The 26,463-nt window shown below is 60.1% G+C and carries 29 protein-coding genes and 1 pseudogene; 12 read left to right on the top strand and 18 right to left on the bottom strand.

The genetic code is table 11. The features are described 5' to 3' along the window. Nucleotides 1–31: 31 nt before the first annotated feature. From AYJ54_RS42340 to AYJ54_RS42320, 5 genes are all read right to left on the bottom strand, one after another. Nucleotides 32–688 (bottom strand): hypothetical protein, encoded by a 657-nt coding sequence (locus tag AYJ54_RS42340; RefSeq protein ID WP_063708414.1) that lies wholly within the window; start codon nucleotides 686–688, stop codon nucleotides 32–34. A 13-nt stretch (nucleotides 689–701) separates the two neighbouring features. Further along, nucleotides 702–1,196, bottom strand: coding sequence for a type II 3-dehydroquinate dehydratase (locus AYJ54_RS42335; RefSeq protein WP_063708413.1), 495 nt, complete (start codon nucleotides 1,194–1,196; stop codon nucleotides 702–704). A gap of 31 nt (nucleotides 1,197–1,227) precedes the next feature. Continuing rightward, nucleotides 1,228–2,508, bottom strand: a complete 1,281-nt coding sequence (locus tag AYJ54_RS42330) for a TRAP transporter large permease (RefSeq protein ID WP_063708412.1) — start codon at nucleotides 2,506–2,508, stop codon at nucleotides 1,228–1,230. A gap of 55 nt (nucleotides 2,509–2,563) precedes the next feature. Then, a complete protein-coding gene (locus tag AYJ54_RS42325; RefSeq protein ID WP_063708411.1) occupies nucleotides 2,564–3,073 on the bottom strand; it encodes a TRAP transporter small permease in 510 nt (169 codons plus the stop codon). A 75-nt stretch (nucleotides 3,074–3,148) separates the two neighbouring features. Beyond that, nucleotides 3,149–4,168 carry a TRAP transporter substrate-binding protein gene (locus AYJ54_RS42320; protein WP_063708410.1) on the bottom strand — a complete coding sequence of 340 codons (1,020 nt, stop codon included), beginning with the start codon at nucleotides 4,166–4,168 and terminating at the stop codon, nucleotides 3,149–3,151. A 225-nt stretch (nucleotides 4,169–4,393) separates the two neighbouring features. On the opposite strand from AYJ54_RS42320, the gene AYJ54_RS42315 reads away from it, so the two are divergent. From AYJ54_RS42315 to AYJ54_RS42305, 3 genes are read left to right on the top strand one after another with little or no spacing between them, the layout of a single operon-like run. Then, nucleotides 4,394–5,053 carry a GntR family transcriptional regulator gene (locus AYJ54_RS42315; RefSeq protein WP_063708409.1) on the top strand — a complete coding sequence of 220 codons (660 nt, stop codon included), beginning with the start codon at nucleotides 4,394–4,396 and terminating at the stop codon, nucleotides 5,051–5,053. A 49-nt stretch (nucleotides 5,054–5,102) separates the two neighbouring features. Then, entirely contained in the window at nucleotides 5,103–6,275 is a 1,173-nt protein-coding gene (locus AYJ54_RS42310; RefSeq protein ID WP_063708408.1) for a M24 family metallopeptidase, read from the top strand. Further along, nucleotides 6,272–7,186, top strand: coding sequence for an SMP-30/gluconolactonase/LRE family protein (locus AYJ54_RS42305; protein ID WP_063708407.1), 915 nt, complete (start codon nucleotides 6,272–6,274; stop codon nucleotides 7,184–7,186). The genes AYJ54_RS42310 and AYJ54_RS42305 overlap by 4 nt, the downstream gene beginning before the upstream one ends. Nucleotides 7,187–8,027: 841 nt before the next feature. Here the strand turns inward: AYJ54_RS42305 and AYJ54_RS48545 are convergent. Both AYJ54_RS48545 and AYJ54_RS42295 read right to left on the bottom strand, forming a co-directional pair. Further along, a pseudogene (locus tag AYJ54_RS48545) lies at nucleotides 8,028–8,135 on the bottom strand (transposase); the annotation flags it as partial. Between the two features lie 391 nt (nucleotides 8,136–8,526). Continuing rightward, entirely contained in the window at nucleotides 8,527–9,303 is a 777-nt protein-coding gene (locus AYJ54_RS42295) for an SDR family NAD(P)-dependent oxidoreductase (protein WP_063708406.1), read from the bottom strand. A gap of 743 nt (nucleotides 9,304–10,046) precedes the next feature. Between AYJ54_RS42295 and AYJ54_RS42290 the strand changes: the two genes are divergently transcribed. Continuing rightward, on the top strand, nucleotides 10,047–10,892 hold the full coding sequence (locus AYJ54_RS42290) for an efflux RND transporter permease subunit (RefSeq protein WP_063708405.1): 846 nt from the start codon (nucleotides 10,047–10,049) through the stop codon (nucleotides 10,890–10,892). A 363-nt stretch (nucleotides 10,893–11,255) separates the two neighbouring features. Here the strand turns inward: AYJ54_RS42290 and AYJ54_RS42285 are convergent, their stop codons facing one another. Continuing rightward, a complete protein-coding gene (locus AYJ54_RS42285; protein WP_283808767.1) occupies nucleotides 11,256–11,918 on the bottom strand; it encodes an NADPH-dependent F420 reductase in 663 nt (220 codons plus the stop codon). Nucleotides 11,919–12,638: 720 nt separating this feature from the next. On the opposite strand from AYJ54_RS42285, the gene AYJ54_RS42280 reads away from it, so the two are divergent. Both AYJ54_RS42280 and AYJ54_RS42275 read left to right on the top strand, forming a co-directional pair. Then, complete coding sequence (locus AYJ54_RS42280) at nucleotides 12,639–12,860, top strand: hypothetical protein (protein ID WP_063708403.1); 222 nt, start codon at nucleotides 12,639–12,641, stop codon at nucleotides 12,858–12,860. 146 nt (nucleotides 12,861–13,006) lie between these two features. Then, a complete protein-coding gene (locus tag AYJ54_RS42275) occupies nucleotides 13,007–13,294 on the top strand; it encodes a hypothetical protein (protein WP_430641469.1) in 288 nt (95 codons plus the stop codon). 299 nt (nucleotides 13,295–13,593) lie between these two features. Here AYJ54_RS42275 and AYJ54_RS42270 read toward each other — a convergent pair whose 3' ends face one another. The 4 genes from AYJ54_RS42270 to AYJ54_RS42255 all read right to left on the bottom strand — a co-directional run bounded on the left by AYJ54_RS42270 (nucleotide 13,594) and on the right by AYJ54_RS42255 (nucleotide 16,022). Beyond that, nucleotides 13,594–14,259 carry a protein-L-isoaspartate(D-aspartate) O-methyltransferase gene (locus AYJ54_RS42270; RefSeq protein WP_063708401.1) on the bottom strand — a complete coding sequence of 222 codons (666 nt, stop codon included), beginning with the start codon at nucleotides 14,257–14,259 and terminating at the stop codon, nucleotides 13,594–13,596. A gap of 137 nt (nucleotides 14,260–14,396) precedes the next feature. Continuing rightward, nucleotides 14,397–14,609 (bottom strand): hypothetical protein, encoded by a 213-nt coding sequence (locus tag AYJ54_RS42265; RefSeq protein WP_063708400.1) that lies wholly within the window; start codon nucleotides 14,607–14,609, stop codon nucleotides 14,397–14,399. Nucleotides 14,610–14,711: 102 nt separating this feature from the next. Beyond that, nucleotides 14,712–14,945 (bottom strand): hypothetical protein, encoded by a 234-nt coding sequence (locus AYJ54_RS50305; protein WP_136624311.1) that lies wholly within the window; start codon nucleotides 14,943–14,945, stop codon nucleotides 14,712–14,714. 243 nt (nucleotides 14,946–15,188) lie between these two features. Then, entirely contained in the window at nucleotides 15,189–16,022 is an 834-nt protein-coding gene (locus tag AYJ54_RS42255) for a DUF1194 domain-containing protein (protein ID WP_063708514.1), read from the bottom strand. Nucleotides 16,023–16,744: 722 nt separating this feature from the next. Here AYJ54_RS42255 and AYJ54_RS42250 point away from each other — a divergent pair. Together AYJ54_RS42250 and AYJ54_RS48535 are read left to right on the top strand one after the other, a co-directional pair. Further along, complete coding sequence (locus AYJ54_RS42250; RefSeq protein WP_245329297.1) at nucleotides 16,745–17,437, top strand: C13 family peptidase; 693 nt, start codon at nucleotides 16,745–16,747, stop codon at nucleotides 17,435–17,437. A 106-nt stretch (nucleotides 17,438–17,543) separates the two neighbouring features. After that, complete coding sequence (locus AYJ54_RS48535; protein WP_201724329.1) at nucleotides 17,544–18,089, top strand: LysR substrate-binding domain-containing protein; 546 nt, start codon at nucleotides 17,544–17,546, stop codon at nucleotides 18,087–18,089. Here the strand turns inward: AYJ54_RS48535 and AYJ54_RS42245 are convergent. From AYJ54_RS42245 to AYJ54_RS42225, 5 genes are all read right to left on the bottom strand, one after another. Continuing rightward, a complete protein-coding gene (locus AYJ54_RS42245) occupies nucleotides 18,043–18,399 on the bottom strand; it encodes a cupin domain-containing protein (RefSeq protein ID WP_210184087.1) in 357 nt (118 codons plus the stop codon). The genes AYJ54_RS48535 and AYJ54_RS42245 overlap by 47 nt on opposite strands. A 182-nt stretch (nucleotides 18,400–18,581) precedes the next feature. After that, entirely contained in the window at nucleotides 18,582–19,040 is a 459-nt protein-coding gene (locus tag AYJ54_RS42240; protein WP_063708397.1) for a nuclear transport factor 2 family protein, read from the bottom strand. A gap of 62 nt (nucleotides 19,041–19,102) precedes the next feature. Continuing rightward, complete coding sequence (locus AYJ54_RS42235) at nucleotides 19,103–19,969, bottom strand: SDR family NAD(P)-dependent oxidoreductase (RefSeq protein WP_063708396.1); 867 nt, start codon at nucleotides 19,967–19,969, stop codon at nucleotides 19,103–19,105. 215 nt (nucleotides 19,970–20,184) lie between these two features. Beyond that, complete coding sequence (locus tag AYJ54_RS42230) at nucleotides 20,185–20,589, bottom strand: DoxX family protein (RefSeq protein WP_063708395.1); 405 nt, start codon at nucleotides 20,587–20,589, stop codon at nucleotides 20,185–20,187. A gap of 76 nt (nucleotides 20,590–20,665) precedes the next feature. Beyond that, nucleotides 20,666–21,529, bottom strand: a complete 864-nt coding sequence (locus AYJ54_RS42225) for a pirin family protein (protein WP_063708394.1) — start codon at nucleotides 21,527–21,529, stop codon at nucleotides 20,666–20,668. 94 nt (nucleotides 21,530–21,623) lie between these two features. On the opposite strand from AYJ54_RS42225, the gene AYJ54_RS42220 reads away from it, so the two are divergent. Further along, nucleotides 21,624–22,514: a LysR family transcriptional regulator gene (locus AYJ54_RS42220; protein WP_063708393.1), complete on the top strand. Its 891-nt coding sequence runs from the start codon at nucleotides 21,624–21,626 to the stop codon at nucleotides 22,512–22,514. A 247-nt stretch (nucleotides 22,515–22,761) separates the two neighbouring features. Here the strand turns inward: AYJ54_RS42220 and AYJ54_RS42215 are convergent, their stop codons facing one another. Beyond that, entirely contained in the window at nucleotides 22,762–23,664 is a 903-nt protein-coding gene (locus AYJ54_RS42215) for a helix-turn-helix domain-containing protein (RefSeq protein ID WP_063708392.1), read from the bottom strand. Nucleotides 23,665–24,024: 360 nt separating this feature from the next. On the opposite strand from AYJ54_RS42215, the gene AYJ54_RS42210 reads away from it, so the two are divergent. The 3 genes from AYJ54_RS42210 to AYJ54_RS48530 all read left to right on the top strand — a co-directional run bounded on the left by AYJ54_RS42210 (nucleotide 24,025) and on the right by AYJ54_RS48530 (nucleotide 26,450). Then, nucleotides 24,025–24,849, top strand: coding sequence for an alpha/beta fold hydrolase (locus AYJ54_RS42210; protein WP_063708391.1), 825 nt, complete (start codon nucleotides 24,025–24,027; stop codon nucleotides 24,847–24,849). 105 nt (nucleotides 24,850–24,954) lie between these two features. Further along, the gene (locus AYJ54_RS42205; RefSeq protein WP_245329296.1) at nucleotides 24,955–25,635 is read left to right on the top strand and encodes an NmrA family NAD(P)-binding protein; all 681 of its coding nucleotides are present in this window, start codon (nucleotides 24,955–24,957) and stop codon (nucleotides 25,633–25,635) included. A gap of 54 nt (nucleotides 25,636–25,689) precedes the next feature. After that, nucleotides 25,690–26,450, top strand: a protein-coding gene (locus tag AYJ54_RS48530; protein WP_430641395.1) for an IS5 family transposase whose coding sequence is annotated in 2 segments (ribosomal slippage) — nucleotides 25,690–26,023 and nucleotides 26,023–26,450 — 762 coding nt in all. Because the reading frame shifts where the segments join, the coding sequence is not laid out codon by codon here. Nucleotides 26,451–26,463: the final 13 nt, after the last annotated feature.

Below are 26,463 nucleotides of genomic sequence, written 5' to 3'. Positions count from 1 at the left end.
AGGGTCAGGGTGGCGAGGGAGAAATTTGCCATCAGCCGAAATCCGCGACGCGAGCGTCGAGCGCGAACATGCCCTGGTAGACTTCCGGCTCGCTCGCCCGGCTCAGGACCTCAGGTGCAATCACGCGCGCCTGGCTCAAGGCGCCCTGCAGCGAGGTCGCGTCGAGCGCCTCGATCAGCAGAAGCCCGCCGAAAAAGCCCTCCTCCTTCCGCATGCCCTTCTCGGCCGTCCGCACCGATGTCCGCGCCTCGTCGGTCGTGCCGATCTGCACGGCGGCGACCCCGTCGCACGCAACGAGCGCCTCAGCTAGTTTTCGCGGGACTGCCGGCAAGTTTTCGATCCGCAGCGCCATGATCGTGGCCCCCTCGCCCCGTCCGGCCCGCGCGACCATGAGGCCCCCGCCCCGTATGAAGTTGCCGAGCTTTGGCATGATGCGCTGCGACCACGGCGTCGGCGCGTTGAGGCGCGCCAGATAGGCCTCGCCATCGAGAACCTCAGGCGCTTCCAGCTCGTACAGGATGAAGAAGCGGTTGATGTCGTCCCTCGCCGCGCGGAACACACGAGATGCCAGGAAGCCGCGGGTCGTCACGCGCTCCGTGGTGTGCTCTCGCGTCAGCCAGTGCTGGTAATCGGTCAGATCGTGCGCCTCGACGTCGCTCCAGATGGCGAGAAATCCAGCTCCGCGCATGTCGCTCTCCTCCTTACGCCTTGCCGACGGCGGCAAGCCCGTGAAGGGCCGGCGGGATGGTCTCAGGCAATTGTCCAAGCCGTTGAACGGCCGCCAGGATCGCGGCGATGTAGCCGTAAGGACCCAGGCCGCAAATGACCGACGTACAGGCGCTCGACGTGATCGAGTGGCGGTGACGCTCGTCGCGCGCATGGATGTTCGAGATATGCACCTCGATCTTCACGCCCTCGAAGATCTTCAGCGCATCGATCAGCGCGATCGAGGTGAAGGAATAGGCCGCCGGATTCATGATGATCGCATCCGCCTTGCCGTGGGCGGACTGGATCAGATTGACGAGCTCACCCTCCATGTTGGTCTGATGGAACGAGATCGAGATGCCGAGCTGGTCGGCCAGGACCTGGCAGCTGTCCTCGATCTGCTTCAGCGTCGTCGAGCCGTAGATGTGCGGCTCCCGGATCCCGAGAAAGTTGAGATTCGGTCCATTGAGGATCATGATTTTAGCGGCCATTTTTCGCCTCTCCTTTGTCAACGCTACTCGGCTAGCCGCCGAACCATCTCGCCGGGATCGTCACCAGTCCGGGAAATAGCACCATCGCGAACAGGACGATCAGTTGCGCGATCATGAAGGGCCAGACGCCCTTGATGATGTCCTCCATGCTGATCCTGGAGACGCCGCAGACGACGTTGAGCACAATGCCGACCGGTGGTGTGATCAGGCCGATGGAATTGTTGATGATGAACAGCACACCGAAATAAACGGGGTCGATATGCGCGGCCTTGATGATCGGCATCAGGATCGGCGTCAGGATCAGGATCGTCGGCGTCATGTCGAGCGCCGTCCCCACGATCACCACGACGACCATGATCGCGAGCATCAGGATCGTGTTGTTGCCCATGAAAGGCTTCAGGAGATCGACGACCTGAGCGGAGATTTCGGACACCGTGATGAGCCAGGACGATACCAGCGCCGCGGCGACGAGGAACATGACGACGCTTGTCGTCACTGCAGACGACACCACGACTGCATACAGTTCCGACCATTTCAGTTCGCGATAGATGCAGGTCGCGACGAACAGCGAATAGACGGCGACAACGACGCCGGCCTCGGTGGGTGTGAAGATGCCGAAGCGCAGACCCACGATGATGATCCCGGGCAGCATCAGCGCCCAGAAACCATCGATGACGGCGAACAGGACTGTACGCAGCGAGGCCTTCGGCGGTGGCTTCAGGTCTTCCTTGCGCACGACCCAGTACCAGGCGGCGCAGAGACCCAATCCAAGCAGCAGACCCGGTACGATGCCGGCGAGAAACAGTTTCGAGATCGATACGTTGGCGGCGACGCCGAAGATCACGAAGCCGATGCTGGGCGGAATGACTGGACCGATGACACCGCCGGCAGCGACCAGGCCCGCTGCGTAGGTCTTCTTGTGTCCCGCTGCTACCATCATCGGCACCAGCAGCGCTGCGAGCGCGGCAGCGTCAGCCGCTGCGGACCCGGACAGCGACGACAGGATACAAGCTGCCATGATCGTGACGTAGCCCAGACCGCCGCGGAAATGCCCGACAGCAACGAGGGCGACATTGACGATGCGCTTGGCCAGCCCTCCCTTGTTCATGATCTCGCCGGCGAGCATGAAGAAGGGAATGGCCATCAGCGGAAAGCTGTCCGCGCCGTTGATGACGTTCTGCGCCACGATCTGGGAGTCGAACATGTCGATCGTGCTCATCAGGGCGACGCCGCAGATGAGGAGCGCAAAGGCGATCGGCATGCCCAGCGCCATGGCGCCGAGCAACGAGAAGGTGAAGACGGCGATCGTCATGGCATGATCCAGGTGACGCGAAGGGGATGAGCAGGCACGAGGGCGATGGAAGACGTCATTGCTCCTCCGACTCCCGGACGGCCACCATCTCCTCCTCGCTCGCCTGCCCGCTGATCACCCGGTACAGGTCGTATAGAAGGATGACTGCGGTCGACACGCCGAAGATCACGCCCACCGCGTAGAAGATGCCCATCGAAAGACCGGTGGCCGGCGCGCGATCATCCAGGTTGATGATGGTCTGGCGCCAGCTGCCGGAGAGCAGCAGCCAGTCGGCAAACAGCATCAGGCAGTAGTTGAGGACGAAGCAGATGCGCTTGCCGGAGGCCGGCAACTTGCGGATCAAGGTGTCGACGCCGAGATGGGCGTGCTCGCGCATCGCGACGATCGCGCCGAGGAACGTCAGCCAGACCAGCAGCCAGCGCGACAGCTCCTCGGAAATCGTGATGCCGGAGTTGAAACCGTAACGCAGCACGACGTTGCCGAAGACCAGGACCACCATGACCGCAAGGCAGGCGGCGATGACGGCCTTCAGGAACATGCAATAGAGGTCGAGAGCTCGCGCCATGCGTGACGTCCAGGCAATGAGGGGTGTGAGCCGGCCAATGGCCGGCTCCGCCGCTTGTGTAATGGAGGGGAGCGACTACTTCACTTCCTTGCGGATGCGCTCGACTTCGTCGTTGAAGAGCTTCACCGTATCGGCACGAAGATTGGCCGAGATCTTGTCCGCCACCGGTTGCGCTGTCTTGCGCATGCGGTCGGTCTGTTCCGGAGCGATCGCGTTGTACTGCATGCCCTTGGCCTGCAATTCTGCCAGCGCCTTTTCGGTCTGCAGGCGCGTCTGCTCCTTCTGATAGCCGCGACTCTCTTCATAGGCCTCGTGCATCAGGCGCTGCTCGGTCGGCGACAGCTTGTCCCAGAAGGACTTGCTCACCAGAATGATGTTCAGGGTGAAGGTGTGGTTGGTGGCGGAAACGTATTTCTGCACCTCGTAGAATTTGTTCGAGAGAATGACCGTGTAGGGATTCTCCTGACCGTCGACGGTGCGGGTCTCCAGCGCCGAATACAGCTCACCGAAGGCCATTGGGACCGGATTGGCCTTAAAGGCCCCGAAGGTTTCGAGATAGACCGGGTTCGGAATCACACGGAGCTTGAGGCCGCTGAAATCCTCGAGCTTGGTGATCGGGCGGGTACTGTTGGTGACGTTGCGGAAGCCCAGGCCCCAATATCCCAGGCCGACGAGCCCCTTCGATGGCAACGTATCGAGCATCGCCTTGCCGAATTTGCCGGTCGCTAGAGCATCGGCCTGCTCGGTCGTGTTGAAGAGGAACGGGAAATCGACCAGGCCGAACTCCGGAACGACCGTTGCGAGCGATGTCGTTGAGGCCGACAGCATCTCCTGCGTGCCGCCGCGCAGCGCGGACTGCTGCTGCAATTCGTTGCCGAGCTGTGAGGCTGCGAACTCGCGGACCTTCATCTTGCCCCCGCTCCTCGCCAGCAGGATCTCGGCGAACTTCTGCACGCCAAAGCTGACGGGGTGATCGGTGTTGTTCAGGTGGCCCCACCTGATCGTCCGCTCCTGAATGTCATCGGCGGCGGACGCGCCAACCGTCAGCGCCACGCAGATCGCCGTCGCAGACAGCGCCTGTACCAACAAGCTCATCGATTCCTCCCTGTTCGCCCGGGCACGGACGGCGGCTTAAGCCATCATTTTCCGCACCCTCCGTTTATTTACACATCATACATATAATTCCACAACCGACAATCTTACATTTATATGATATTTTTGTAGACGTCAGATGTCGGAAGTCTGCTATATTGCTGGCAACATTGATGGTTCGGCCGCTCGCGGGGCGGCCGGCGATCCGGACAGGCGGGATCAGAAGGCATGACGGCACTTGAGGAACGGCCTTTGTCGGCGGGCGACAGCGGCTATCAGCGCATCCGGTCCGACATCATTTTCGGCGTGCTCACGCCATCCGGGCGTCTCAAGCTCGATGCGATGAAGGAGGACTATGGCGTCAGCATCTCGACGCTGCGTGAGATCCTCAATCGCCTGACGTCAGAGGGCTTCGTCGTCGCCGAAGGCCAGCGCGGCTTCGAGGTGGCGCCGATCTCGATCCAGAACCTGCGCGAGCTCGCTGACCTCCGCATCCTGCTCGAGCATCACGCGATGGCCGAGTCGTTCCGTGCCGGCGATGTCGAGTGGGAAGGCCGCGTGGTGTCCGCGCATCACAAGCTGGCGGCGACCGAACGCACCGTCCTCAAGGAGGGCGACGATCCCGAGCTGCGCAAGCGCTATGACGGCGAATTCCACCAGGCGCTGATCTCGAGCTGCGGGTCGCGCGAGTTGATGCATACCCACGCGATCGTGTTCGACAAATACTTCCGCTATGCGCTGCGTTATCGGGGCACGGAGACGATCAACCAGCACAAGGCCCTGCTGGAATGCGCGCTGAAGCGGGACATCAAGAACGCCAGGATCGTGCTGAGCGACCACATCAATGGCTGCGTCGCGCATGCGCTGTCCTCCTGGAAGGGCAGTTGACCACCCTCGCCTGCCAGGAGATCAAGTCGTCGACGAAGAAGAACGATCAATGCGCTCGGACATTCCATTCTCCGCGGCCAAGCTTGACGGCTTGCTCGATGATTTCGGCATCGACGTCCTGGTCGTCACCTCGAAACACAACATGCAGTACCTGCTCGGCGGGTACTATCACTTCCAGTTCGATTACATGGAAGCCATCGGCATCAGCCGGTATCTGCCCGTCTTCGTCTATGTGAAGGCCGCGCCGGACAAGTCCGCCTACATCGCCAACCGGAACGAGCGGGACAGCGTCCAGAACAGAACCAGCGCCGGATATTGGATGCCGCCGGTCGTGTTCGGATCGTCAACCTCGGTCGAGGCGATGACGCTCGCCCTCAAGCATGTGAAGTCCGTCGCGGCGCCTGCGCTTCGTGTCGGGGCCGAAATGTCGTTCCTGCCGGCCGATGCAGCGGACGTGCTGCGCAAGGAGCTTCCGAATTGCCAGCTCGTCGAGGCAATGCGCCCGCTCGAGAAGCTGCGATCGATCAAGAGCCCGGCTGAGCTGGAGGTCCTCCGTGAGGCGTCCGAACGCGTGGTCGCGTCCATGATGGATACGGTCAGCCGCACCCGCACCGGACACAGCAAGCGTGAGATCATTGCGCATCTGCGGCAGGCCGAACTGTCCCGCGACATGATCTTCGAATACGCGCTCGTGACGATGGGAACTAGTCTCAACCGGGCTCCGTCCGAGCAACGTCTTGAGCCCGGCGATATCGTCTCGCTGGATTCCGGCGGGAACTACCGGGGTTACATCGGCGATCTCTGCCGGATGGCCGTACATGGGGCGCCGGACGGCGAACTCGTCGATCTGCTCGGGGAAGTCGACCTGATCCAGCAGGCGGCACGTGCGCCGATACGGGCAGGACTCACCGGCAGTGAAATTTACGCTGCCGCGAACGAAGCGCTCGCGCGGTCTCCTCATGGCAAGCAGATGCACTTCGTCGCCCACGGCATGGGCATTGTCAGCCACGAAGCGCCGCGCCTGACAGCGAACGGTCCCATTCCCTATCCCGCCGACGACGCCAATGCGCCGCTCGAGGCCGGCATGATCATCTCGATCGAAACCACGCTTCCCCACGCGCGACGAGGTTTCATCAAGCTCGAGGATACGATCGCCGTGACCCCGGACGGCTATCGGGCCTTCGGCGATGGTGCGCGCGGCTGGAACCGAATTCCGTCATGACCGCGGATTCGATTCCTCCCCGCCGAGTCGAGACGGCGGTCGCCAGCACGGATATTCTTGGCGAGACGCCATTGTGGTGCGACCGGTCCCGCAAGCTGTGGTGGATCGACATCGATGGCAGGCTTCATCAATCCTTCGATCCCGCGACGGGCGCCCATCACGTAACCTCTTACGATTGCCAATTTCTCGGCAGCCAGGCCTTGACGACGGACGGTTCGCATCTGCTTGCGCGAAATCTGACCCTCCACCATCGCTCAACTGGCCGCGATCCCTCGGATCAGGTCATCGAAGTCGAAAGCGGCCTGGACAACCGGCTCAACGACGGCCGCGTGGATGCCCGCGGCCGCCTGTGGATCGGCACCATGGACAACCAGTTGCATCGTCCGAACGGCGCGCTGTATCGCGTGACCGGGGACGGTCAGGTGGCGCGCATCTTCAGCGACGTCATCGTGACGAACGGGATTGCGTTCTCACCTGATAATCGCACGCTCTATTTCACGGACACACGGCGATACTGCACCTGGATGTTCGACTTCGACCTCGACGACGGCGTGATCAGCAACAGGCGCGTGTTTGCGGATTATAGCGCATCCAAGGAAAGACCTGACGGCGCGTGCGTCGACGTCGACGGTGGGCTATGGACCGCGTTTTTCTCGGGCGGCCGGGTAGTGCGTTATCGGCCTGACGGGACGATCGACACGGTCATTCCGCTGCCCGTGACCAATCCGACGTGCCTGTCCTTCGGGGGAAGCGATCTCAAAACGCTGTTCGTGACGGCTAGGAAGTTCCTGGATGAGCAGCAATTGAGCATCGAGCCTCAGGCCGGTCATCTCCTTGCCATTCAAGGGGTCGCGCAGGGGCTTGCGGAACACCGATTCTTGTCAGCTCATTCTGACTTGCCGCCCTGCTGATGCCTGCCGTTCGCCCTTCGGCGACGTCAGCCCCAGGCAGAATGTCTGCTTCGCGCCGAGCGCGGCCCAAGCCCTCGATATCGGCGTTATCATGGGCATTGCCAATCATTGTGTTCGCACCGGCTCGAGGAATGCGCCAGAGACGAGGCCCCGCCGAACACTAAAGCGCTTTGTCAGGACCTACCTGACTCTCGAACTTTCTTGGTCGCACGTAGCTCTATCGAGGGCACTCACAATGCATGCTCAAGCTTTCTCTATGGAGATTTTCGTGTATCTCCCGGTGCACACGTTGTGCACACAGCGCCTCCTAACTACTTGAAAACCTTCAATTCTCGCTCCAATCCGTCATGGGCGCCGTAGAAAACTTCCACCTCAAGCCATTCATTTCATTGATCTATTTTGTCGCCACTCGATCATTTATGTGACTGGACGGACTGAGAAATTTGGTTCGACCAAGCTTTCGCAGATTGCTCCTTCTAGGATCATATAGGTCAGGATTGGAAGCGAAAATCGGGCTTTCGGATTCTCGGTGCACACGTCCTGCACACAAGGACGCGCGTGCACACGACGCCCGCAGCACGTGCATCGGTCCTGGTACACTCCAAACGCGGGTTGAGCATTGCTCAGGCTCTACGTGAACTGTTGGTTGCTGACAGCATCGGATTCTTGAGCGTGGCTCCGGGTCGCGCGAGAGCGTACCGCTTTTCCCCACACCGGCGGACTTGCGCTCCGGATCACTTAACTCGCAGTTGCTCTTGGTGTGCTCTTACGAGCTCATGCATGCCGTTAAATCTGAAGTCAACGTGAGGCATCTCGCCCGGGTTCATGGTCGCGCCAAATCCCTGTTGTCGAAGGCGATCAAGCGGCGGTTGGCGATGGCGGCGCGATGGGTGTAACGCGACAGATGGGCCAGCACCGCCTCGGGCCCGCCGAATGGCCGCTTTGAGTAGAACCCACCTGCCGAAGCAGTGGCGTGCGGATCCGGCTGGAGCCTACTGAGGAGGAGATCCGGCGTCTGATCGCGCTCGTCGACCGCGAGCCAGACAGGTCTACCAGGTCCGGACACCGCACCTTGAAGATCGAGTACGTTCACAGCGAGATCGCGCGGATGCGCGGACAGCTCCGTGCGCAGGAGCGCGAGATCGGTATGTTGAAACGCGGCGGTATCGCGACTGCGTCTGCCGAGCTGCTTCTCGCGCGCATGCGGCGAAGATGGACGATCTGTGCCGCGAGCGCAGGGCCCTACTGGAGGCTAACACTATAGTTGCCCGACAGTCTTGACGGATAGTTGGTGCCCGTTCCGTCTAGGATTCTTCCTTGGCGACCGCGAGGGCTCGGCCTTAGCTGTGCCCGATGTAATCCATTCTTCCACCATCCACTACTAACATCTGGGCCGTTACCCAACCCGCTTCCGGAGCGGCAAGGAAAGTCACGGCGTTAGCGATATCCGCGGGCTGCCCGATGCGCCGCATCATTGTCCGCTCGGCAAGATTTTTCTCGATCGCCTCCCACTCGTCGGCGCTGCGCTTTCCCTGCGTCATATCGGTGCGGACGAATCCTGGCGCCACCGCGTTTACGGTGATCCCATCACCGCCGAGCTCCATCGCGAAGCGACGCGTCAATATCGCAGCCTCCGCTTTTGTCGCGGCGTAGAACGCATTGCCGGGCAGCGCCGTTCCGATCGCGGCTATAGAGGCCACATTGACTATCCGGCCATAGCGGCGAGTGCGCATGCCTGCCATCGCAGCGCGGGTCGCGTGAATAATGCCGTCCGCGTTGACGCGACGCATGCGATCGAACTGTTCGTAATCGAACGTGTCGAGCGTTGCCTGATGGGACACTCCGGCGTTGTTGACTAGTATGGTCACCGGGCCAAGCTGCGTCTCGGCCTGCTCGATCATCACCTGGACCGCGCGAAAGTCCGCAACGTCCGCACCGGCCGCTATAGCGCGCCCGCCTTTGCCCTCAATTTCGGACGCGACCTGCTCGGCCGCGTCCGCGCGCGCCGCATAGTTGACGCACACGGCGGCACCCCGCTTGGCCAGAAGAAGCGCGATCGCTCGGCCAATGCCACGCGCGCCGCCCGTCACCACCGCCACCTGGTTGCTCCATGTCATTACCGTTCTCCCGCTCGCGATACCCGCAGCTTCTTCGGAATATCGGCCGCAACTAGTGCCGCAGCAAGTTGTTCCCAGACATTTCCGCGTTCGGGAATGCATCAAGAGAATGTTGGCCCGCCCCTCCTTCCTAGCTACGCGCTCGGTTGCCCCCGAACCACGATCTCGTAACCCGGCTTGATCGGCTTGTTCGGAGCAAAGAGTGGGTTCGCGAACAGATTGACGCAGAGCACGACAATGCAGCTCCCCAAAATCGCTCGCACGATCCTGTTCAGCTCAAAAGAACCCATTGCGGTCGATGCTGATGCGGATCAGGCAACCTCCTGCCCTGCGCTCTCACTGCCGTTCACCGTTCAATCTATGCCCGGCGGCTTTGCAGCGTGGGGCGCCCCGGTGTTCCGGGTGCCCAACCATCCTACGGTCATCAATGGATCCCGGCTACGAACTCCGCCCCCCCGCATCGCGACGATTTGTTGGGTAGTTCCCGCCGTGAAGCACGGTGTCGGAACCGTGGCATTCAATAGTCTTTTCGAGATCAGTCCTGGAACTGCGTCCCGGAAAATCGGTGGGATCCTTCAACCGGGGCGAAGCGCGCCGCGAGCGCCACAACTGATGGTCAACGGCAATGAAAAAGGCCGTTCCTTCCAAAAGCCAGAAATCCCGGATGCTTCGACGCATGGCCATCATGCTGGCCGCTGTCGGCGTGGTTTTTTGCGGCCGTGTTCGGGTTTGAAGCTTTCAGGTTGGCGGTCGGTTTCTCGATCAACCTCTTGACGCTGCTGGCGCTTGTGCTCGTGGTCGATGATGCCATCATCGTCGTCGAGAATGTCAACCGTCACCTTGAGGCAGGCAACGCGCCGGTCATTGCGGCGATCGAGGCGGCGCGAGAACTCGGCCGTCCGATCGCCATGACGGTTGTCCTTGTCGCGGTCTATGTCCCGATCGCGTTCCAGGGCGGCTTGACTGGGGCGCTGTTCACGGAATTCACCCTGGTGGGAACAGTGACGATATCGGCGATTGTCGCGCTGACGCTGTCGCCAATGATGAGCTCCCGTCTGCTCAAGCCGCATGGCGCGACGCACGGTTGGCAGGCACGGTTCACCGCCCTCATTGATCGCTGTTTTGAGGCGCTACGTCGCCTCTATCTGAGCTCGCTGCGCGGCAGCCTCGAGTATCTACCCATAACCTGCGTCTTCGCACTGCTCGTGCTGTCCAGCATCTACTTGCTTTATGCAGACGCCAAGAGCGAACTGGCTCCGCAGGAAGACCAGGGGGGCGTGATTACGACATCCACGTTGGCGCCGGACGCGACCTTAGAGCAAAAGGTGTTGTATGCGCGGCAGGTCTTCCAGATCATGAAGAAATATCCAGAGACCGACCACGTCTTCCAGACCAACTCGCCTGCGCGCGTGGTCGCGGGCATGGTGCTGAAGCCGTGGGACGAACGCACAAGGACGAGCAACCAGCTGCGGACTTTCGCTCGGCACGTTGTTCACCCTTTTCGAGGTACCGGCCATTTATCTCCTGATCGCGACCGATCATTCCCGCCAGGTAGCGCAGGACGCATCACAGCTTGCGCGGTCAGATGATGCGGCGAGGACAGTCTGAGCGCACTCCTGCTGTGGCCGATCAGGCGTGCTCCTCGGAAAGGTCCCGGTTGGTGTAGTCCGGCAACATCGCGATTGAAACGATGCTGACGATCGCGCAGAACAGAATGTACGATGCGATCGCATAGTCCGATGTTGTCCGCGTGGGGTCCGAACGCCGATCGGCGTCCTAAGAGTTTGATTGACTTCGCATCTCAGGGGTCAATGTTGGGCGCTGATTCACACTGAACATCTTTCGCCATACGCTGAAAGGTTACGGCAAGCCGGGCTTGCCTGAAGATTGTAGCAAGGTCGAGCGCGAGTTCTGCCGATTGACCCCAAGCGGTCAGGATAAGAACGGTGGGCTCACTTCCGGTCCACGGCAGCGAATGCCCAGGTCCGACCTCTCCCCCGCAGTAGCGCCTGGTTGATCCAGACCATTCCGAAGGGCTCGAGGAGACGCGACTTCCTAATGTCGCCGGCGTCGAGCGGCTCGAAACCTAAATCGGTCAACATAGTCGCGACTATAGCCTTCGCCTGTGTATCATCGCTGGCCATGAACATGACGGGCCTGTGCGGCATGCTGACATTGTTGGCCATAATCTCCGCGCCGACCTGATTAAGCGTTTTCACCACGCGCGCGCCCGGCAGCCAGTTGGCCACGATCTCGCCGCCGCTGGTCGTATGGCCGAGCGTGAGTTCGAGAACGCCACCAATCATCCCAAGTGGATTCATGCAGTCGATGACGATCTTGCCAGAAAGATCGCCGAGAGCCTTGATGGCTGCTTCGGCAACGTTCCACGGAACCGCGAGAACGACCAATTCAGCGGACTTGGCAGCCTCGGCCGGTGACGCAAGCTCTGCGCCTACGTCGGCAGCGAGATCTTGCGTGGCCTTATTGGTGATATCGCGCGCCCCAAGAACAACCGTATGCGAAGACTTTTTAAGCCCTCGGGCGAGTGCGCTACCGACGTTGCCGGTCCCGATAATCGCTATTTTCATAGCACGATACTCCCTTCGTGGTACCAATTAAACAAACGAGACGGAGGATAATTCCGCCAAGTGTGGTCGCGCCCTGAACGGCGCGGATGGCAAATACAGGAAGGCAGCTTCTGGTTCCTCACGTCGATGTTGGCACGTCTGCCTTTACGCCGCTCTTTGGGGTTGGACGGACATGATCACTTTTTGAGTGTACTTGCCCTAATATCCGAGGTGGTCGGCTCGGCTGCGACACCACGACGGCGGAGATCTCTTCAAGTAGCGCCGCGTGGTGTTCTCAGGGTATGCGGTCGACACTCATCCGCGGTCGCCCGGGGCCGAAGCCGGCCTGGCGTCCGTGAAGCCTACCTCTCGCTCCCGCCGAAAAAGGCGCCCTCGCTGCTAGTTTCATTGGCCGACAAGGTCGATAACGCCGAGGCGATCCTGAACGACTACCGCAATATCGGCGAGGATCTTTCGGACCGCGTCACGGGCGGGAGTGAAGGAACAGTCCGGTATTGCCGCTGGGCTGAGCGAGGTTCTTAGCGCGGCCTTGCCGGTGCTCTGGCGCAGCAGCTTGCCTTCACAATTTCTTGCTTTTCTGCGGACAGCACTTAGGACTGTCTCAGGCCGCTACGGCAAAGATACGCAGGCGCTGCGCCTTGGCCGCCATCTTCTTCGCGACGGACTCTTCTTCTCTTGCAACTCCACGCCGTCGGTTGGATACTGGGATCGAGGTCCTTGGCTATCAGCAATCCGAGGAGGGCGATCATGGCAATCCAGATCGTGATGGACCGCACGGGCGACAGCCGTCACCCTTTCGACCCGGACGACGCGCGAGAACTGGCGAAGGCGGAACAGCGGTTCTACGAACTGACGAACGCCGGCTTCACCGCCGCGGTCCGCACCGGTCCAGGTCAGGTCTCCCAGATCCGGTCATTTGACCCGAACGCGGAACAGACCGTGTTCTTTCCCAGGCTGGTCGGCGGCTGATAGGCTGCGCCATGTGGCGCCTTACGCCATCTCGCCCGGGTGAACGCTCGCGCATGAGAGCGATAAGGGCCCTTTACGTCAGACACGGCGCCGAGAGAACTCCGGAAGGCCGGTCGCTCGGGCTTTTGCGTCACTGGCTGTCGCCGATGCAACAGGCGCAGTTCGCGGAAAAGGGGTACTTCGAAGTCGTCGGCGGCGACACGGGCAGGCAGTACAGGATCTATCCGGGCGCCATGACGAATGTCTGCGAACTGGACGAAAAGGGCCGCCCGAAGGTCGGGTTGTGTTTCCTGCCGCTGGGCGAGCTGCCGATCGGAGACGTCATGCTCTCCCAGAAGATCGCGCTGGAAAGCTGCGAAACTGGCGCGCTCGCGGTGGCCAGAAGGTTCGCTCCGACCGGTTACTCGTTCCGGCGAAGCCGGCTTCTTGGCTGAGCCACGAAAGCGGTCCGATTGGCAACACAGGCACTATTCGCCTGATGCGGACTACGCTCTCTGAGGTCATTACTTGACGCAAGCTAGTCAGCCCGGAGGCAAACCGGAAGAAATCCGCGGCGCAGTTAAACTGGTCGGCGCTTTTGACCGCGGACCTGAGGCTTCTCGTGCCTTTCAAGATCAGAGGCCGCGGTCGGAGTGCACGTCGCGCGACACCTCGCGGGTCGCGAGGCGACCGCGGCTGATGCTCTCGATCATTGTGCGTTACGGACGCATCACGGGGCTCATTACAAGCCGGATCAAGTCCCTTCAAGTTGAGAGAATCGGACGGACAGAGTCTCTTTCGTCGTCACTCTGCCGTTGGCGTGCTTCTCGGCCAGAATGAGCTTCTGCGCATCGGGCAGACCGGCCGGTATCACCATTTTACCACCCGCTTTCAATTGGTGGATCAGCAGAGGAGGAATGAGATCGGGAGCGGCCGTCACGATCACCTTGTCAAAAGGCGCGTGCTCTGGCCAACCGTGATAGCCATTCGCAATCTTGAGTTCGACATTGCTGCAGCGCTGCTGCCGGAGCCGTTGTTTCGCCTTCTGGCCGAGCTCTTCGATGATTTCAACGGAGTATACTTTGCGGGCGAGCTGCGCGAGGACAGCGGCCTGATAGCCAAGACCGGTACCGATTTCGAGCACGCTGTCTTGGGGCTTGATGTCGAGCAGATCGGTCATCAGCGCGACGATAAATGGCTGCGAGATGGTCTTTTCAAAGCCGATTGGAAGTGGAATATTGGCATACGCGTAGGGCTGAAGTTCGATTGGCACAAACTCATGCCGCGGCACCTTGCCCATAGCCCTCATCACGCGGTCGTCGAGAGCACTCTTGCCGATGGTGCCACGCAACGCAAAAGCGCAGGCGGCGATGACCGCGAGCATATCTTCACGCAGGGCCTCAAGGTCTTCTGCTCGCATTGGCACCTTTCACGGGCGCACGATCGCAAAGTGTGCCCGACCTGATGTTCGTGGCGGTTTGCCGCGGATCGCATCGGCATTGCGGGGAACGAAATCAGCGAAAGCTCGATAGTCCACCTCAAAGAAACGATGAGACCTCAACGGCGAGCAGCACGCGGCAATAACCACCCCATGATCTTCTCATAGGGGCCGCGACGACTGTGGACCAAAGCACTCATGTTCTCCTGCGCCGCGGCTTTCGCAAACACAGATATCTCCGCCATAGACTGTCGTTTGTCCGCCGGAAGCTTCATCCATTGCCGAATTATCTTTCGGCGTGCGTCGCGCTGCTTCTTAACAACGTCAGGCATCTGCAGGACTCCCTCGCCAAGTGTTTCTGGATATCAGTATCAGGATGCCTTTTGCGTTCCTTCACTCGCTTCCTGCATGGTTCCGACAATCAGGGCCCAAGCTCACGCGCTCTTCACGAGCCCGTCCGTGTCGGCAAACAACCTGCTAGCCAGCAAAATAGCGGCGCGTAGATGTTCGCGGGCCTTGTCATAGGCGATCATCGCCGCATGTGTATTGGCAGAGGGAGAAGAAGCTGCAGCCGTGATGATTCGTTGCGCCCGCTGGTAGGTGCTGATAATCCGACCGCGCAATTGGGACTTCGCTGTTCCGACAGATGCAGCGGGATCCGAAGTCATCGTTGCCTTCCTCCCTTTTGCGACCATGCGCGGAAAGCACCGCCGGCGAACCAAGTACATGCCGGGATCGACTGCCATTTGCAGCGGAGATGTTTGGTCTCCCGCTGCCTGATAGTCAGCAGGAGTCATCAATCAATGGGCGATCGTTGGGGATCTCCCGCTCAAAAATGGTCGCCGGTTCCTGGCAGATCAAGTCCGACCGCCGCAAAAATGTTCCAGCGCTTTTGCGCTGTGCTGCTTCCTCTAGCGTCCCCAACGATCCTGCCAAGTCTTCTCGCCGATCAGGCAACTAACACGAGGCTGCTTTTCGGCGATCGGAACAACCCGATATTCGGGGGGCCTTCCCGCGACCTCCAGCAGAAGCTTGGTGCGGATTGCCTCCTTGAAGTTTTCGCGATCCTTGATCGTCACGACGAAGGAGCCCGGCCCACCGATGACGCAATCCTCATAGTACCAATCGAGGTTTTCGATATCCATCGTCGAATAGGATGGCTCCTTCACCATAATCGGCAGACCATTGATGATAATGCCCTTCGCAAGCGCTTCGTCGCGGACTGGAGTGACCGTTGGGCCGTTGTTATTCGGGCCGTCCCCGGAAATGTCGATCACCCGCCGGAATCCCCGATATGGGTCCTCATCGAACAGCGGCATCGCGAACAGGATGGCGCCTGAGATTGATGTACGCGACCCCCGACGTACTGGCGCCTTCATGATTTCGTTGGCGACCGCGTCCGCCGTCTCAGGACCGTCGATCACGCGCCATGGAATGATGATCCTCTGATCGCTGGATGCGGACCATTCAAAATAAGTCACCGAAATCCTGGCATTGGGACCAGCTCTCAGGGCCTGCAGAAATTCCTTCGAGACGATGGCCTGGGCGTAACCCTCGCGTTGGACCGCGAGTTCGTCGAGGTCCATGGAGTAGGAGACATCAACGGCAATGACCAGCTCGACATCGACCGTGGGCGAAGTTTGCGTCCTTTCCGGTCGCTGACCAGGAGCGGCCAAACCCACCACATGGCTGCTTGCGAGCAAGCCCGCTATCAACATGGCTCCGATCGAGATAGACCGTCGCATGCCGGACCTCCGCATCTCGGATCCGATGCTGACATGCAAATTGTGTCCAGCAAAGTGCGAACGCTTTTTCCTGCCGTTCACGTTACCAGAACAGGTCGTACTCTTGGCGAATTGGGCGGCGTCGTTCCCCCCGGTGAGAGATGTTGTCTTGCAGGGTAACACTCGCTACAGGTCCGACCCAGCTCGAACTCTGAGCGTTCGGTCCTGCGATGATGCACCGCAAACCCTTCCTCCTTGCCCGACTGGACCTGGCAGGCGATCGGCATTCTCGCCTTGAATGCTGAAAGGCGAGGAAACTAGCCTGAGTTGCTTACGTCAAAAGACGGAATGCACGTGCGGTCAAAGGCGTATCTGCGGATGTTCTTGCGCCTACGCGCGCTTCGCGCCTTGACGCTTTCAGAAGATGCCGGCTCGCAAGACGCCTCGCCATTGCTTATCCGCATTGCGGTGGTGCTTGCTTTGCTGTTCGCCATGCTGGAAGTGGACCGCAACAGCGCCCAGCTCCGGCCGCTAGGCCTGATATGTGATACTTATTCGGCCGATCCTATTTCCGTTCCTGCTTGGGGCATGATGAGAGGGGCCGTCCCGAGCAATGGAAAGTCACCGCGGTTCCGCTATTTCTGTTTTGCATCCCTATGCTGTAGCGGTAATCACGAACGAGGTTCGCCATGACATTCAAGTCTTGCAGCAGGCGGCTCGGCGCGCTGCTCATTGCTTTTGTTTTGACCGTCGCGCCGTTGGTTTCGTCGGTGCGCGCCGTTGAGGACGCTCGCGGGGTGGGCGTGGTGTCCTTCGGCCTTTTCGGCGATCAGGACGTGTTTAGAAGCGAGGCGACCGGCGCAGCCCAGGTCGTAGTGGACCGCTTCGGGACTGGCCCGATCGACGTGCGGTACAATTCCAAGAAAGGCGGAGGTGCGACGATCGAAGCCCTCGCCAGGTCGTTGCAAGTTGCAGACCATGGGTTGGACGCGGAGAACGACGTTCTGTTTTTGATTCTCACCTCGCACGGCTCCCGCGCCGGCCTTGCCATCAAGGCGGGACGGCTCACGCAAACGCTCACGCCATCTCGTCTCGCCGACATGCTGGCAAGGACGGGCGTGCGACACAAGGTGGTGGTCATCTCGGCCTGCTATTCCGGCGTCTTTGTCCCCCGTCTCGCGAACCCCGATCTGCTGGTCATCACTGCGGCCGACGCCGACCATCCATCGTTCGGCTGCCGGGACAAGGCCAAGTGGACCTATTTCGGCGATGCCTTTTTCAACATCGCACTCCGGCAAGCTAAGAGCCTGAAGGACGCCTTTGCCGTTGCGCGCGAGCTCGTCTACAGGCGAGAATTGCGCGAGCATTTCGAGCCGTCGAATCCCCTAATGGCAGGCGGTGCAAACGTACAGCCGTTGCTCATTCCGCGTCGTTGAGCGACGCTGGCGTGCCCAAACCCTCGTCCTGATGATCTATTGACCGAATAAAGCCGCATACTGAAGCCGCGAAGTCCTGGGTGCGTGGTGTGCGCCGGACCACTCCTTGGCGGCACGGAAAGTCCTGCGCTGGGATGATCTGCGTGATATCGCGCTCGTGGCCGCAAGCCGGGACCACGAAATCAGCGTCGCGCAGATGCGCAGCTCCAGTCCGGAAGCAAAAGCGATTGCGCCGGCTCAAATCGTCGACAACATCACCACAGCACATGGAATAGCCGCGCATGGCCTCGCGGCAACGCCCGCTCCGGCCTATGTTGCGGTCGTCGCGCGCCCGCTCGGCCTTACGATGCGCCGGATCACGAAGCCGGAAACTGTCCGGGAGGTTTGTCTCTATCGACCGGCGCGGCGTTCCATTCCGCCTGCAGCCGAGGCTTTTGGCGAGTTTCTTGTTCAGTGGGATCCGACAATGGAATGCGAAAGCCGGCCACTCGTCGCACAGAAGCCGACGTCCAAACCGCAAGCTTCGGAGGTCATAAGTCCGCTCCACAGGCCCTCCCAACGCGAGATCAGCCCGGCGCAGTCATACCTCCCCCTGGGTTCTGTCTTCATGTCGAAAGCTGAAGAGCCTCGAGCGCGGATCGTAGAATTGTAATTTCTCTTCTCCGCTCTCTACGTCCGTACCGTCTTCCAGGGCGCATCGCTGGCGGCATCGACCACCTCATATCCGTTAGGCCCGACGCAGGTCCGAGAATTGCGATGATCTTCGCAGGCTGGTCACCGGCATTGAACGAGGCGTGCACGACGTCGGCCGGAATGAAGGCGGAGTCACCAGGGCTGAGGATACGCTTTTCGCGATCGATCCATTGCTCGACCGTTCCGGCAACAACGAGCACCACCTCTTCCTGATTGGGGTGCTTGTGGAAATTGTGTCCTTTGCCCGAATCGAAATTGACCTCGCTCACGGTGAGTAGCCTGGCGCCCGTGTTGAGCGGAACGCTGAGCCGCCTAGACGTGCCGAAGTCGTTGATGTTGAGCTGGGTCTCGTTCGCGATAATGAACTTTCCAGGCATCGGCTTCCTCTCTGCATTTATTCGTTTATTCCATAAGCGTGCGCGCGTCGTTGCTCGTGCCCACGCTGGTCGTTTCAGAACATCCCGTTTGAGTTTGCAGCGGGTACATTCGGTGCATACCAATTGGCCGCGCTCTTTGGAGTGCCCACGACCTGCAACACGTCCCAATGCTCGATGGCCTTTCCATCGGCGTCCATCCTGAAGATATCGACCCCCGCGATCCCCGTGTCTTCCGGATCATCATTGAACAGATTGAGAAAATTCACGTGTGACCACACGTAATCGCCAACGGCTATGATCTTGTGGACGTCGACCCGGGCTCGCGCACGATCCTTAATAATTTGACCGAAGAACTTGCCGAGGGCGTCTGCGCCGTCCGGAATGAGCGGATTATGCTGGATGTAAGCAGACGCCATGAACCTTGCCGCCGCTTCCTCCGGGCTCCTTTTATTGATCATCAGATCATACATTCCGAGGATATTATCTTTGTTCCTGATAGCGCGGGCATCTCTGGGATCGACGAGAACAAGCACGGCTTAGCTCCTCTCTTTCAGGTTTCCGTCATGCTGGCCGCAATATCGCTCCGGCGAACGGGTCAATGCTGCAGTCCAACGATTTGAAGGCGACGCGCGTCCTGCTCCGCGTCGGAATGTTCTCGGATGAAGCGCAGTATTTCTTCGGCATCTTGGCCCACGCCAGCCTTGCTCGGCGCGGGCACTTGCTCAGCGATCTCAATGACGCGCCTTGCCGCCGCGACTGATTCCAGCCCACTCTCCTGCATGCTGTTCAGCTTTTCCGTAAACGTGCCGAAAGTTGGCCCGTACAACCGCTGCTGCTCGGGAGTCATGCTGTCGGCGATGCGCTTGAGCGCAGCCGCGGTTTTGGCCGGCCCGCCAGTCTTCATGTTGCCGGCCGCGGCGATCACGACGTCGATACCGAACGACTTGAGCTCGGCGCGATAAACGGCGGCAAACGCCTCCATGGCAGCTTTCGATGCGCCGGATGGTCCATTGAAAGGCAATGGCAGACTGGCTGTCCAGGTGCTGACCTGGACGACACGGCCGCGTGTCTTCCGCAAGGCCGGCAGAAACGCATTGATAACCGAGAGAGCTCCGAAGACGTTGACGTCGAACTCGCGACGAATAGCGCCAAGTGGCAACACCTCCAGCGGCCCTGGCGTCAAGATACCGGCGTTGTTGATCAGCAGATCGAGCCCTTCTGTTCGGCTATCGACCTCGCGAGCCCAGTCGTTGACGGCGACTTCGTCCGTCATATCGCAGACTGTCAGACTGACGGTACCGTTAGAAGCTTGCTTGAGATCGGCGACTTCTTCCGACGAAAGGGCCGTTCCAAACACACGGTAGTTTATCGCGGCAAGCCCCAGCGCAATGTCGCGACCCAGGCCGCTGCCGGCTCCGGTCACTGCGGCTGAACCTTTGCTTTGGACAGATGCACTAGACATGAGAAATTCTCCTCACCAGAACAACGACTGTATGGGCTACACGTCGCTCTACCGTTGCGAGCCGCGGCGCGAAACGCGAAGGCGATATCCTTCTCCACTTGGCGGTAGTCGCATTTTGTGAGCGTCGTCTTGCCCAGACCGGCACACCGCCGCGGGGTGCGGGCTTCGCCCATCCTTTTGGATGAGCGCCACGCTCCGTGGCCGATCGAGCAGGTTCACGCCGGGACGGCGACAGACTTGCGCCGGTTGTCGAGGCTGAACGCGCCCGCGCCAAATGCGGCAACCTGCAGAAGACCGCCCGTGATCGCGAGGTTCTTCAGGAAGTGGATCATCTGGTTCTGATCAGCCATGTTGTTGTGAAACAAGACGGCTGCGGCAAGCGTGAAAATCGCCAAGGCTGCCGCCGTCAGGCGGGTTTGAAACCCAACCAGCAAAGCCAGCCCACCGATCACCTCGACGATGACAGCGACAGCGAAAGCGCCAGGAGCAAATGGCGCACCGGCGGACTGGATGTAGGCGATCGTGTTGGCTGGTGCAGCGATCTTCGACAGACCGGACATGACGAAGATGAGCGCTATCAGCAGCCGGCCGAGTGCGGGAATGTACGTAGACGTAGACATGGAAGAACTCCTTGGGTTTTGCGATAGATGGATTGATGGCCTTTTCCGACGGTAAAGATGTGCGCGATGGGGCATGTCAGATCTGTCCCATCCGGCCCGCGTGATAGTCGCGAACCGCGCGTTCGAGTTCGGCAATGGTGTTCATGACGAAGGGACCGTGGCGGACAATAGGCGCATCGAGCGGATCTCCGCCGACCAGCAGCAGCTCACTGGTCTCCTCCACCACGACATGGAGCGTGTCGCCGGAGGTAAGCCGGGCAAGCTGCCCCGGCTCGACCGCCTGTCCTGCCACCGCAGCCTTGCCCGTCATTACGTAGAGTGCGAGTTCACGCGCGTTCGCGACATCCAAACTAATTGCGCCGCTCGACGGCAGACTGGCGTGAACCACGAAGGGTTCTCCGGAGGTCCGGACAGGACCTGTAATGTCACCGACCCGCCCTGCAACGAGGCGGACCGTCCCGCCCTTCTGCGGCAGCAAGGGAATTTCCTGCGCTTTCACATGCCGATAGGAAGGCTCCGCATGCTTCGCGCCTTTCGGCATGTTGATCCACAACTGGACTCCGTGCAGATGTCCGCCTGAACGAGCAAAACCCTCGTCCGGAGCTTCATCGTGAACGACGCCGCGCCCCGCGCGCATCCATTGCACCTCGCCGGGCTCCATCGCGCTGACGTTACCAAGGCTGTCTTTGTGGACCGAGCGCCCCTCGAGCAGCAGGGTCAGCGTTTCGATGCCGGCGTGAGGATGTGCTGAGGCCCCCTTCGCTTCGCCGGGCCGCACCTCGATCGGACCGAAATGGTCAAGAAAGATGAAGGGGCCGATGGCTTCAAAGGCCGATGATGGGATGGCGCGTCGAACCTCGAAGCCATCTCCTTCAAGGGTATGGAAGGCGGCATCGATCGCCGCGATTTTGCGCTCGTGAGCAAGAGTAACGGTATTCATGGGCGGTCTCGCTTGATTTCTGGCCCAGCGATACCCCTCTTTCACATTTCAGAAAATGCGGATAGTTTTGAATACTCTATTCAGGATTTTGGAAATGAAGGTTGGCACTCCGACGCTCGATCAACTGCAGATCCTCGCCACGGTCGTGGAGTGCGGCAGCTTCGCAGCGGCCGGGCGCCGCCTGAACCGCGCCACCTCCGCGATCGCCTACGGGATCGACAATCTCGAAGGGCAGCTCCGCGTCGCTGTGTTTGACCGCTCGGGAACGAAGAAGCCTGAATTGACCGAGGAAGGCCGCGCGCTGCTCGCCCACGCACGCGCAGTTCTTCAGGGCGTGGAGAAGATGCGCGCCAAGGCCGCGAGCCTGCGCGAGGGCGAGGAAGCCGAGGTGTCGCTTGTTACCGACGTGATGCTCCCGACGGCCCGCCTCGTCGATGCTCTGCAAGGATTCCAGATTGCGTATCCGACCGTTCAGTTGCGATTGCATGTAGAGGCGCTCGGTGCGGTGACCCAGCTCGTAGCCGACAGTACCGCGCGATTGGGGATCAACTGCGCAATGCATCCGCTTCCCGATGACATGGAGAGGCAGCTGATCGGGCATGTCAGCCTGATCCCGGTGGCGTCGCCTTCGCATCCGCTGGCACGCGCACGGCGGCATTCGCCAAGTGATCTGCGGGAACACATCCAGCTCGTTCTGAGCGATCGCTCGCCACTCACGAGAGGCCAGGATTTCGGTGTCTTCAGCAACAAGACATGGCGGCTTGCGGATCTCGGCGTGAAGCATGCATTGTTGCTGGCCGCTGTAGGCTGGGGCTTGATGCCTGAATTCATGGTCCGCAGCGATCTGGAGGCAGGACGGCTGGTCGAATTGGATATACCGGGCTCGAGGGATGCACTGTATCCATTACAGGCCATTTGGCGCGTGCAATCGCCGCCGGGTCCAGCGACCCAATGGCTGATCGATCGATTGGCACGCCAGGTTTGAGGCGAAGTGCCTCATTGGCACAAGAAGGTCAGCTCTCAGGAGCAACAAACACTCACCGGCCTCGCAGCGAGAGCAACTCGCGCTAGCGGGCTCCGATCGCTTCCGTCAGGAGAACAAGATCGCAAACGATCGTAGTTTCGCGTAGGAAATCGTAGCCCGTGGTGCGGGGGGCGCTACGGCGTTTCCCTACACCCGACCAACTTGTGCTGCCTTCTTCGATCATCCGCATGAGCGGGGAATCAAAGCGCTATCGGGCATGTTGCTGGCGGCGCCATTGGGCCGGGCTAATACCCTCTTGTCTAACGAAGTGGCGGCCGAGATGGCTTTGATCGACAAAGCCGCACATGAGCGCAATCTGAGCCAGATTTTCTGTGGTTTTGGCCATTAGGGATTTCGCATGCTCGATCCGCCTCTTTGTTATCCATTGGTGAGGCGTCATGCCGAACGAAATACGAAAGGCGCGAGCGAAATAACTCGCCGATATGCCGCATTCCTGGCTTAGCATCGCGATTGAGGGATCGTTTGGCAAATTGGCCTCAATCAAGTCGGAAGATCGGCGGATCTGCCATGGTGCCAATCCGCCTGTTCGGCCCGCCCTGCTCCGAATGCCGCCATACGTGTACGCAACGTGATCATGCAAGGCTAGCGCGATATACTCTACAAACGCCGTGGTCACTTGCGCCGGATTGAGAATGGCAGGCAGTATTGTGAGCGCCAAGCGATAAAGCAGTACATCCTCTTGGCCGAGATACTTGGTGCGAAGACCACCGACACGGGGGAGACCCTTCTCATAAGCCATGTAGTCGATGGCGGTTTGTGGCAGGTGAACACGCACGCTGTCGTAAGTCGTATCCAGGCTAACTTCGTTTCTGGATGTCAGATCGAATAGATAAGCCTTTCCCGGGTCCTGGACGACCGACTGACGCTTACCGTCGATGGAGACGATCGGATATCTTGCAGGCATCAATGGGATATTGAAAACGAAAGCTTCCTCGCGGGCGGACGGGGTGGATAGGCCAGGCTGCGGCTCCAGGCTCTTGAAGTGCGAGAAAGCGATTTCCGACGTGCCCGCAATTCGAGCGGCAATGGTTGGAGCCGGCGGAATTTTGAATCCGTTGCCGATAGCGAAGGAAACACGGTCGGCGAGCACGCGAACTCCTTATCCGGTCTGGCTACTTTTCGAACCTCGCGGCCCGTTCTCACATTCCCACGCTCGAGGACATGCGAAAGATCTACAAGATGTCAGATGACGGCGGTTGGAAGATACCAACTTGGACGGCTTCGTACCAGACCTCACTCCACGGCAAGCCTACCATTCGCATACGACCCAGGCACCGGTCGCGGAACGTCAAGGTTCAAACAGCCCGGCCATGCGGCTATAGCCGCTGCCGTCAGCTTGCAGGTCTCCAATAACAAATTCACCGGAGACGTCATCGGGCTGGTCCAAGAGGCTAGGTGAAATAGACGGCCAGACCGGCGCGCCCTTTTTATCAACGGAGCGGAGACAGACATGGGCAACCTGACCTTGAGGGACGGCATTGAACTCTTCTTCAAGGATTGGGGATCGGGCCAACCAATCGTGTTTCATCACGGCTGGCCACTTTCCGCGGATGACTGGGACGCACAGATGCTCTTTTTTCGTGCAAAGGGCTATCGCGTGATTGCTCATGATCGCCGTGGACACGGGCGTTCGACACAGACGGACAGCGGCAACGACATGGACACGTATGCCGCCGATGTCGCTGAACTAACAGCGACGCTTGATCTCCACGGGGCGATCCATGTCGGACACTCCACAGGCGGCGGGGAGTTGGCCCGGTATGTTGCCCGCCACGGCAACGGACGCGTCGCGAAGGCTGTGCTGGTTGGTGCAGTTCCTCCGATCATGCTGAAGAGCGATAACAATCCAGGCGGCCTTCCGCTGGCAGTGTTCGACGGTTTACGCGCTGCGCTGGCCGCTAACCGCGCCCAATTCTACCGCGATCTGCCGAGTGGCCCATTCTACGGCTTCAACCGTCCGGGCGCAGAGCTTATCAGCGGCGTTGTCGACAATTGGTGGCGCCAAGGGATGATGGGCGGAGCGAAGGCGCACTATGACTGTATCAAGGCTTTCTCCGAGACGGACTTCACGTCGGATCTCAAGGAAATCGACGTCCCGACCCTGGTGTTACACGGCGACGACGATCAGATCGTGCCATACCAGGATTCCGCGCTGCTATCAGTCAAGCTCCTGCGGCATGGCCGCCTGAAGGTATATCCCGGCCATTCGCACGGCATGTTGACCGTAAATGCCGACGAACTGAATGCCGATATCTTGGCGTTTGTCCAAGAATAGTTTGCTCGCCGGCTTTCAGAAGAACGCCCCTTGCATATAGGAGCATATGCCCCTATCTGGGTTGATATAAGGGCATATGCTCTTAAATGGCGAAGGAGCGAGAGGATGAGCGAAACAAGCATTCTGGTCAGCGGTGCGACCGGACGTACCGGAGGTGCCGCCGTCGACGAGCTACTTAAGATGGGTCAACCCGTGCGGGCTTATGTGCGTGCGGATGAAAAGCGAGCGGCTGCCCTGAGGCGGCGCGGGGTCGATATCGCGGTCGGCGATTTCACCGACATCGATGACATTCGCAGGGCGATGGAAGGCATCCGATCGGCTTATTTCCTTCATCCGATCGCGCCGGGAATCATCGGCGCTGCCGCTTATTTCGCCCAGGCCGCGAAGGAAGCGGGCGTCTCGGCGATCGTCAACATGTCGCAGATTTCAGCGCGCCGGGAGTCGGCGAGCCATGCCGCGCAGGACCACTGGGTTTCCGAGCGGGTCTTTGATTGGTCAGGCGTTCCGACGACGCATCTGCGTCCTACTTTCTTCGCCGATTGGCTCGTCTACCCGCATTTTTCCAAAGAAATCTGGGCCAAGAAGAAGATCGAATTCCCGTTTGGCGATGGACGCCACGCACCGATCGCCAGCGATGACCAAGGACGTGTGATCGCTCATCTCCTGGCCAAGCCGCAAGGCCACGAAGGCAAAATCTACTCGCTCCATGGTCCGGTCGAGATGAATCATAGCGAGATCGCCGCCGCCATGAGCGAAGCGCTCGGCACTAGGGTCTGTACTCAATAAGGATTCCCGTCTGGGCTGAGTTGTGATTCAAGCTTCCCAAGCGAAGGGGGCTTGATGGGGAAGCAACTGTACTGGCTGAGCGAGTCGGAGTGGAAGCGGATCGAACCGCTGTTGCCACGTGGGCGACGCGGGGCGCACCGCGTGGATGATCGGCGCGTAATCAGCGGGATCATGCACATGCTGCGATCGGGCGCACGCTGGCGGGACTGTCCGCCAGACTACGGGCCGTACACGACGATTTACAACCGCTTCAACCGCTGGAGCCGGCAAGGCGTGTGGAGCAATATTTTCTACGCGTTGACCGGCTCAACTGGCCGGGTCGGGACAATGTCCATCGACGCGACCCACATTAAAGCCCACCGCTCGGCGGCGGGCGCAAAAGGGGGGACTTCCAGCAGGCGGTCGGCCGCTCGCGCGGCGGGCGCACCACCAAAATCCACGCGCTAACCGAGGATCACGGACGTCCGATCGCCTTCTTGCTTACCCCTGGCAATTGCCACGATCTCGTGGCCGCGCGCGATCTGTTACCAGCCGTGCCTCCAGCCCGACGCTTACTGGCCGACAGAGCCTACGATGCCAACAGCCTGCGTGTTTGGTTGGCGGATCGCGGAACAAAAGCGGTGATCCCGCCTAACCCAACCCGCAAACATCCTCACCGATATGACGCCAAAGCCTATAAGAGCCGTAACCTTATCGAGCGCATGTTCTGCCGCCTCAAGGATTTCAGACGCATCGCGACCCGCTATGACAAGCGAGCCGACAACTTCCTATCCGCCATCCACTTGGCAGCCGCACTCACCTGGTGGATTAATTGAGTCCGGACCCTAG

Origin of the sequence: Bradyrhizobium centrolobii (assembly GCF_001641635.1) — a bacterium.
Taxonomy (GTDB): Bacteria; Pseudomonadota; Alphaproteobacteria; order Rhizobiales; family Xanthobacteraceae; genus Bradyrhizobium; species Bradyrhizobium centrolobii.
The sequence above is the reverse complement of the archived record's forward strand: the minus strand, read 5'-3'. Positions and strand labels throughout refer to the sequence as shown.

What these genes read in the sequence shown, in the direction of transcription:
- AYJ54_RS42305 (WP_063708407.1), top strand. Translation starts at nt 6,272, where the DNA reads ATGACCGCGGATTCGATTCCTCCCCGCCGAGTCGAGACGGCGGTCGCC.
- AYJ54_RS42330 (WP_063708412.1), bottom strand. Translation starts at nt 2,508, where the DNA reads ATGACGATCGCCGTCTTCACCTTCTCGTTGCTCGGCGCCATGGCGCTG.
- AYJ54_RS42280 (WP_063708403.1), top strand. Translation starts at nt 12,639, where the DNA reads ATGGCAATCCAGATCGTGATGGACCGCACGGGCGACAGCCGTCACCCT.
- AYJ54_RS42210 (WP_063708391.1), top strand. Translation starts at nt 24,025, where the DNA reads ATGGGCAACCTGACCTTGAGGGACGGCATTGAACTCTTCTTCAAGGAT.
- AYJ54_RS42265 (WP_063708400.1), bottom strand. Translation starts at nt 14,609, where the DNA reads ATGCCTGACGTTGTTAAGAAGCAGCGCGACGCACGCCGAAAGATAATT.
- AYJ54_RS42220 (WP_063708393.1), top strand. Translation starts at nt 21,624, where the DNA reads ATGAAGGTTGGCACTCCGACGCTCGATCAACTGCAGATCCTCGCCACG.
- AYJ54_RS42325 (WP_063708411.1), bottom strand. Translation starts at nt 3,073, where the DNA reads ATGGCGCGAGCTCTCGACCTCTATTGCATGTTCCTGAAGGCCGTCATC.
- AYJ54_RS42310 (WP_063708408.1), top strand. Translation starts at nt 5,103, where the DNA reads ATGCGCTCGGACATTCCATTCTCCGCGGCCAAGCTTGACGGCTTGCTC.
- AYJ54_RS42225 (WP_063708394.1), bottom strand. Translation starts at nt 21,529, where the DNA reads ATGAATACCGTTACTCTTGCTCACGAGCGCAAAATCGCGGCGATCGAT.
- AYJ54_RS42335 (WP_063708413.1), bottom strand. Translation starts at nt 1,196, where the DNA reads ATGGCCGCTAAAATCATGATCCTCAATGGACCGAATCTCAACTTTCTC.
- AYJ54_RS42315 (WP_063708409.1), top strand. Translation starts at nt 4,394, where the DNA reads ATGACGGCACTTGAGGAACGGCCTTTGTCGGCGGGCGACAGCGGCTAT.
- AYJ54_RS42230 (WP_063708395.1), bottom strand. Translation starts at nt 20,589, where the DNA reads ATGTCTACGTCTACGTACATTCCCGCACTCGGCCGGCTGCTGATAGCG.
- AYJ54_RS42235 (WP_063708396.1), bottom strand. Translation starts at nt 19,969, where the DNA reads ATGTCTAGTGCATCTGTCCAAAGCAAAGGTTCAGCCGCAGTGACCGGA.
- AYJ54_RS42275 (WP_430641469.1), top strand. Translation starts at nt 13,007, where the DNA reads ATGCAACAGGCGCAGTTCGCGGAAAAGGGGTACTTCGAAGTCGTCGGC.
- AYJ54_RS42340 (WP_063708414.1), bottom strand. Translation starts at nt 688, where the DNA reads ATGCGCGGAGCTGGATTTCTCGCCATCTGGAGCGACGTCGAGGCGCAC.
- AYJ54_RS42255 (WP_063708514.1), bottom strand. Translation starts at nt 16,022, where the DNA reads ATGCGACGGTCTATCTCGATCGGAGCCATGTTGATAGCGGGCTTGCTC.
- AYJ54_RS50305 (WP_136624311.1), bottom strand. Translation starts at nt 14,945, where the DNA reads ATGACTTCGGATCCCGCTGCATCTGTCGGAACAGCGAAGTCCCAATTG.
- AYJ54_RS42320 (WP_063708410.1), bottom strand. Translation starts at nt 4,168, where the DNA reads ATGAGCTTGTTGGTACAGGCGCTGTCTGCGACGGCGATCTGCGTGGCG.
- AYJ54_RS42270 (WP_063708401.1), bottom strand. Translation starts at nt 14,259, where the DNA reads ATGCGAGCAGAAGACCTTGAGGCCCTGCGTGAAGATATGCTCGCGGTC.
- AYJ54_RS42205 (WP_245329296.1), top strand. Translation starts at nt 24,955, where the DNA reads ATGAGCGAAACAAGCATTCTGGTCAGCGGTGCGACCGGACGTACCGGA.
- AYJ54_RS42295 (WP_063708406.1), bottom strand. Translation starts at nt 9,303, where the DNA reads ATGACATGGAGCAACCAGGTGGCGGTGGTGACGGGCGGCGCGCGTGGC.